Source organism: Skermanella sp. (assembly GCF_059503625.1).
Genome location: NZ_JCACHA010001073.1, coordinates 1 through 5,680, shown reverse-complemented (window position 1 = coordinate 5,680; position 5,680 = coordinate 1). Strand labels below are relative to the sequence as shown.

Annotated in this window: 6 protein-coding genes and 1 pseudogene; 2 read left to right on the top strand and 5 right to left on the bottom strand. The window is 61.7% G+C overall.

Annotated features, from left to right (window positions below):
* Nucleotides 1-468: pseudogene (locus tag AC5JJ6_RS38760) on the top strand (hypothetical protein); the annotation flags it as partial.
* 175 nt (nucleotides 469-643) lie between these two features.
* Here the strand turns inward: AC5JJ6_RS38760 and AC5JJ6_RS38755 are convergent.
* The 5 genes from AC5JJ6_RS38755 to AC5JJ6_RS38735 form a co-directional block, all read right to left on the bottom strand.
* Nucleotides 644-1,120: a Ros/MucR family transcriptional regulator gene (locus AC5JJ6_RS38755; RefSeq protein WP_496047151.1), complete on the bottom strand. Its 477-nt coding sequence runs from the start codon at nucleotides 1,118-1,120 to the stop codon at nucleotides 644-646.
* 285 nt (nucleotides 1,121-1,405) lie between these two features.
* Nucleotides 1,406-3,475 carry an adenylate/guanylate cyclase domain-containing protein gene (locus AC5JJ6_RS38750; protein ID WP_496047150.1) on the bottom strand — a complete coding sequence of 690 codons (2,070 nt, stop codon included), beginning with the start codon at nucleotides 3,473-3,475 and terminating at the stop codon, nucleotides 1,406-1,408.
* A gap of 170 nt (nucleotides 3,476-3,645) precedes the next feature.
* Nucleotides 3,646-4,359 carry a TetR/AcrR family transcriptional regulator gene (locus AC5JJ6_RS38745; protein WP_496047149.1) on the bottom strand — a complete coding sequence of 238 codons (714 nt, stop codon included), beginning with the start codon at nucleotides 4,357-4,359 and terminating at the stop codon, nucleotides 3,646-3,648.
* Nucleotides 4,268-4,690: an ester cyclase gene (locus AC5JJ6_RS38740; protein ID WP_496047148.1), complete on the bottom strand. Its 423-nt coding sequence runs from the start codon at nucleotides 4,688-4,690 to the stop codon at nucleotides 4,268-4,270. The genes AC5JJ6_RS38745 and AC5JJ6_RS38740 overlap by 92 nt, the downstream gene beginning before the upstream one ends.
* Nucleotides 4,691-4,885: 195 nt before the next feature.
* Complete coding sequence (locus AC5JJ6_RS38735; protein ID WP_496047147.1) at nucleotides 4,886-5,188, bottom strand: hypothetical protein; 303 nt, start codon at nucleotides 5,186-5,188, stop codon at nucleotides 4,886-4,888.
* Between the two features lie 68 nt (nucleotides 5,189-5,256).
* On the opposite strand from AC5JJ6_RS38735, the gene AC5JJ6_RS38730 reads away from it, so the two are divergent.
* On the top strand, nucleotides 5,257-5,445 hold the full coding sequence (locus AC5JJ6_RS38730) for a hypothetical protein (RefSeq protein WP_496047146.1): 189 nt from the start codon (nucleotides 5,257-5,259) through the stop codon (nucleotides 5,443-5,445).
* Nucleotides 5,446-5,680: the final 235 nt, after the last annotated feature.

Here is a 5,680-nt window from a genome sequence, read left to right as displayed (position 1 = left end):
CCGCTGCTCAGCATTTCCGCTCTGGCCGAGGCGCTGGGCTGCTCGGTCGAGGGTGCATCGCGGATGCTGGAAGCCCTGGTCCAACTTGAAGTCGTCGCCGAGGTTACCGGTCGGACCGGGCGGGGCGCCCGGCGGCTCTACGGCCTCAGGCGCCTGCTACCGATCCGGGCCGAGACGACAGCCGTCCGGCGCCGGGCCAGGGGAGGCCAACGGGGACGGCCGAAGCGGGTCCTGACCGCGCCTTTCGCTGAACTGGCGGACCAGTCCGGGGTGGCGCCGGACGCGGATCCGGTCGAGCCGGCGCGCCTCACGGCAGTGAGCTTCGATTTTGATGCCTTGGACCGGCTGATCGCCGCGGCCGACGAGCGGACCCGTGGCGTCCGCCGCCTGCTCGACCGGGTTGCTCGCGGCGAAAAGCCCTTCCCGCCGGATGACGCGACAGAGGAGCCAGGAGCTGCCTCATCCTGATCGTTCCAGAACCGGAGGATTGGCTGATTTCCAGGTGATCACGCCGCCCGCTCTGGCTGACTACCAGTAACCGAGTCAATTGAATAGTAGAGCCGCGCCACTCATCTTCGATTTGGAATATCAGCTCAAACTCACCGGCGGGAATGTTCCTGCTCCCGCCGGTTCGTGGTGCTGATTACGCCGCTGCCCGGCGGCGACCCCGCCTGGCCGGAGCTGCTTCAGGCTCAGACTCAGGCTCGGACCGGCTCCTGCCGAGACCAATCGCCTTGGCGAACTCGCTGCGTTTCTCGGCATAGGCCGGGGCCACCATGGGATAGTCCGCTGGCAGGTTCCACTTCGCCCGGTACTCGTCCGGCGTCATGCCGTAGGTCGAGCGCAGATGGCGTTTCAGCATCTTCAGCTTCCTGCCATCCTCCAGGCAGACGATGTACTCGGCCGTGACCGACTTGCGGATCGGCACTGCCGGTCGTTGCGGCTCCTTCTCCGGCGCCACCGGTTGGCCAAGCTGGCGGAGCGCGTCATGGACCAGACTGATCACTTCCGGGATGCCGGCAGCAGGCAGGCGATTTCCCCGCAGGTACCCCGCCGTGATTTCGACAGTAAGGGCAGTAAGGTCATCGATAGGTGCGTCGGGGCTGCTGTTCTGCTTCATGATATCCATTGCTGTTCTGGCGCCAGTTATAAGTATTTCCGGAATATGGATTCATATTCACATTTTGCCAAGTGCCTTTATCGTGTCCAATAATCGGTTTGACCACAATGATAAAGTTACTGAAAATGCTGCCATTTTCTTATGGTTAGGAAATCATGAGTATGTCAGATCAGACCATTACTCATGTGCAAGCTCAATTCTCCGTCATGGCGGACAATCAAGCTTACAAATCATTATCAATCAGATCAGCACCCTGCAGCCCTCGCAATCCTCATGTCAGCCCAATCACATCTTGGTTCGATGAACGTGCACGCCGCGCCAGTCTCCTGATGGCATTGTCCCGCCAAGTTCCGTTCGCATGATCATGGTGTGTTCGAGAAGGTACCGGGCCGGGCGGTCATCCGGCGCCCTGTCGAGGATGGCGCGGAAGCCCCGCTCGGCCTCGTCAAACCGGCCGGCAACCAGATCCTGCACGGCACCCTCATGCAGATCCCGAACCACGAGTGTGGCGGCATCAATATCGCCCCTGCGGCCCAGCAGCTCATGGAGCTCCAAAGGCTCCAACCGCCCGGGAACCGTCACCCGGTCAAGGTGGCGCCACTCGAACTCACTGCCGGCGGCGTGCCGCACCTCACCGGTCGCCAGTATGCTGGTCCCGTATGCCTTGTTCAGCATCTCCAGCCGGCATGCCAAATTCACCGTGTCCCCGATCACCGTGTACGACAGGCGCCGCGCGGTACCGATGTTGCCGACCGGAACCTCTCCCGTAGCCAGACCGATGCGCGTGGGAAACGGCGGCGCACCGTCCACAGCGTGATTGAGCCGGTCAAGCGATCGTTGTGCGGCAAGCGCTGCTTCGCACGCCCGCGCGGGATGATCAGGGACGCGGTGCGGTGCATTGAAGAAGGCGAGCATGCCGTCGCCGACGAACTTGTCGACAATTCCGCCGCCATCCTCGACAGCCTGCTCCAGCACATCGAAATAGTTGCCCAAATGGCGCACCAGTTCCCTGGGCGGCATGTTCTCGGCGATCCCGGTGAAGCCGGCTACGTCCGAGACCAGAACGGTCAGGACGCGTAACTCACCACCCGGTTCGGCTGCCTGTCCGCTCGTCAGGACACTCCGGACAACGTCGATTGGCACGTAGATCGAGAAGGATCGCAGGGCGGCCTTCATGCGAACCAGCGATCGCGCCATGGCATCGATCTCGCGGATGGAGGATCGAATCGGTACCGCGCTGGCAAACCGCAGCTCGCCAATCTCCGTCAGGTCCTGGTTGATCAGGCAAATGGGCCGGGAGATGGCATGGGCGATCGCCGTCGCCGCGATGACTCCGATCGCCAGGAAGATGAGAGCGGTTACGATGACCGCCATCGTGGCCGCCCACATCGGCGCTTCGACGTCCGCGAGCGGCAGCATGACCACCAGTTCCCAGAACAGCCCACCGCTGACGGCAAGCGCGCGGCCATCAACGATGACCCCGCCGATCGTATCGCGGAACAGACCGTCGGAGCGGTCCGTGGGATGCTGGGATGATGAACGATCCACTGCAACACGCGCAGTAATCGCCGTGACCACAGCCCTCATCTCCTCCGAGAGGTCAGCTCCGGCACCGAGCACAAGGGGACCGCTGGTCGACTTGGGTGCGACGATCAGGGCGCGGCCTCCATTCCCGACGCGCAGCTCGCTCAGGAAGGTTTCGATCCCGTGCAGGTGGAAGTCGGCCGTGGCAACGGCCATGGATCTGCCTGTTTCGGGATGCCTCAGGCCGACCACCGCCGAGATGCCCGCCGGTCCTTCGGCGAACTGGTAGGGATCCGTCCAGCTCGGCCTGTTCCTGCCGATGCCCTGGATGAACCAGGCCCTGTCGCGGGGATTGTAGGGCACGCCCGGTCCGGTCTTCAGGGAAGTCCGCGTTCCATCCGCGTGCAGTTCCCACTCCTGGGCGATACCGCCATCGACCGCCGGGTCCGAACGGTTGAGCACCAGCGTGCCGTCGCGTCTGGTGACGCCAAGAAACGCTCCCGTATCGGCGCTGCTGACGCTCACCCAGGTCAGCGCCGGACTTGCCTCGGCCTCCGACACCAGATAATCCGTCATGCGCCCGGTATCGGTCAGGGCGACGCCCTGATGCTCGATGAAGTACTTGACCCTGTTGAGCACCGCGGGACCATTCTCGAGAAAGCGAGAAACCCGGTGGGCGACGTCGCTGGCAGCCTGCTCGATCTCGCGATCCGCAACAGTCTGAACTACGGCCAGATGACGAAACAGCACGACCGCCGAGACAGCCGACAGCGAGCAGGCCATCAGAGCCACGATGGCGAACAGCAGCGTGCTTCGGATCCTCAGCCTCATGGTCTCATCACGCCTGCCTTGTCCGCTGCCTTCCTTCGATGGCCCTGCATCCTGAGACAGAATGCAGGAGGTCGGGGTGAAATACCGGCCGGTCAGTTTATACAGTCCTGATCGGCTTCCTCTGGAACAATAGGCGAGACTATCCTCAAATGTCGGGAAGTGGGACCTGTTCAGACGCTCGAACCCGGCTTTCCTGCTGCTTCCACCAGCGCCCGGATCGCCCACCGCTTCACCTTTCGACTGTCCTCATCGTTCAGTTGCAGAACATCCTTGAAGACCACCATTGCTTCGGTGCCGATGATCAGGGCCAGGGCCCTGATCAGGACTTCCAGGTGTTCCGGCTTGAATTGGCTGCGGGCGGGCTCGAGAGCCGCCCTGATCAGGGGCGTGCGACGGTCCTGGCGCGCGGGCGGTTCTCCGTCCTCCCCGCCCCTGCTTCTCTGCTGCAGGGAATATATCAGCATCGTTCGAAGTGCCGCTTCATTGGCGAGGATGATGTCGTGGAGAGTCGTATCAACGCATTGCAGACGCGAAACAGGATCTCCCGACGATTGAGCGGGAAACAGATCGCCGGCTTCCGGGATGGCGACATCGAACGCCGCCTCGAGGAGAAGCGCCTCCACGCTCGGAAAATAGCGGTAGGCTGTAGCCCTTGATACGAGCGCTTCCTCGGCGATCTCCTCAAGGCTTGGCTGGTGACCCTGCTTCATGAGGCGCGAAGCCGCCTGAAGCAGGTCCTTGCGCGTGCGCCGTCTCTGATTTGGTCGGCCCGTGCCCGCAGTGTCCGTCACATCAGGCCTGCGGCAGTTGCCGGATGATAGCCGCGAGATCGATCCACACGTTCTCGCGCCTGATATCGCCGTTGTCAGCGAATTCGACGACATGAAGCATGCGGAACTCGAGCTGACGGTCGCTGCCTTGCAGACCGAACGGCCTGCCCGGTGCCCTGCCCCGCCACAAGGCCTCGTCTACTACGAAATCATCGCCGTAGAGCCGCCTGATGCAGTCGATCTTGCTTTCGGACAAGTCAGCGAACAGGCTTTGGTAGAAGGCGCGTGCGCCGGCGCGGCCACGGGTCGGGCCGGACGGCCAGCCGACGATGTCGTGCTCGACATCGGGCGACAGCGTCGCCAGAACGCCCTCGACATCGTCATTGGCTTCGAAGCTGAAGTGCTCGTCGATCTTCCGGTCCATCTCGCTACGAGTCAGCACCATGATCAGATCCTCCGCACATGAGGTTTGGAATGGATGCGTAAATCATAACGAGATATAAATCTCATTTCGATATTCTATGTCATTCCTGAACGGTAACATCATGTGAATTCCGGTTTGGCACCGGGCAAGTGCCTGGAGCGGCATCAAACGGTAGGGGAAGGCTCCTCACCGAAACTGGCGGCATTCCCGATGTCCTTAGCTGCCGAACTCGAAGTGTTGATCACCGTTCCGGAAGGCATCGTCCCGTTGCTGCACGAGTTCGGCGGCGATGGCTTCAAGGGGACAGCACTGGCTGATCTCAGCTCTTAGGATCAGCGGCTGCCCAAGGCCGGCGAGGCGCCTGACATCGCCATCAAATCCAGCGTCGGCGATCGTGGCGAGACCTTCATCCGGAGGGTATCCGTTGTCATCGAGTGTTTCCTGGCGGTAACTGCCCCCTATCGGCACTTCGCCCGAGACACAGGAAGAGCTTCCCGGCTGTTTCGTCACGTCCTTCATTGTAGTAAAGTAGCTTCCATTTTCCGAAGAGGTGGGTGCTTCTCCGTCAACAGCAGTGGAGATAGGCCATGTCAAATCTTACCCCGATCGAGCGGCGAAACTACGAACAACGGCTTGCCAGATTGGAGGACACTGCACTGCGCCTGTCCGGCGAACTGTTCATCGAGGGCGCGACAGCACACGCGGCAAAGCGGCTTCATCACAACCTCGAAGCTGTCAAGACCGAGATAGAACTGATCTGCGAAGCTCTGAGCTGAGACGATAGCGCTGCAGCGTGATCCGCTGGCTCACCGCGCCCGGACCACCCTCGCTACCTGTAGAAAGGCAGACCCGCGCCGGGTATGGGGCGGCGTGGATCCCGGGCCAGAAACTCTGTGCCAGGCGACCGGAGGAAGCATATGAGAATGCATGACAGCCCGACAACCAACACTACGGTTGGGGGGCCACTTAATGCTGCTCCGACGGGGATTTCGTAAAAAGCGCCCCAATGAA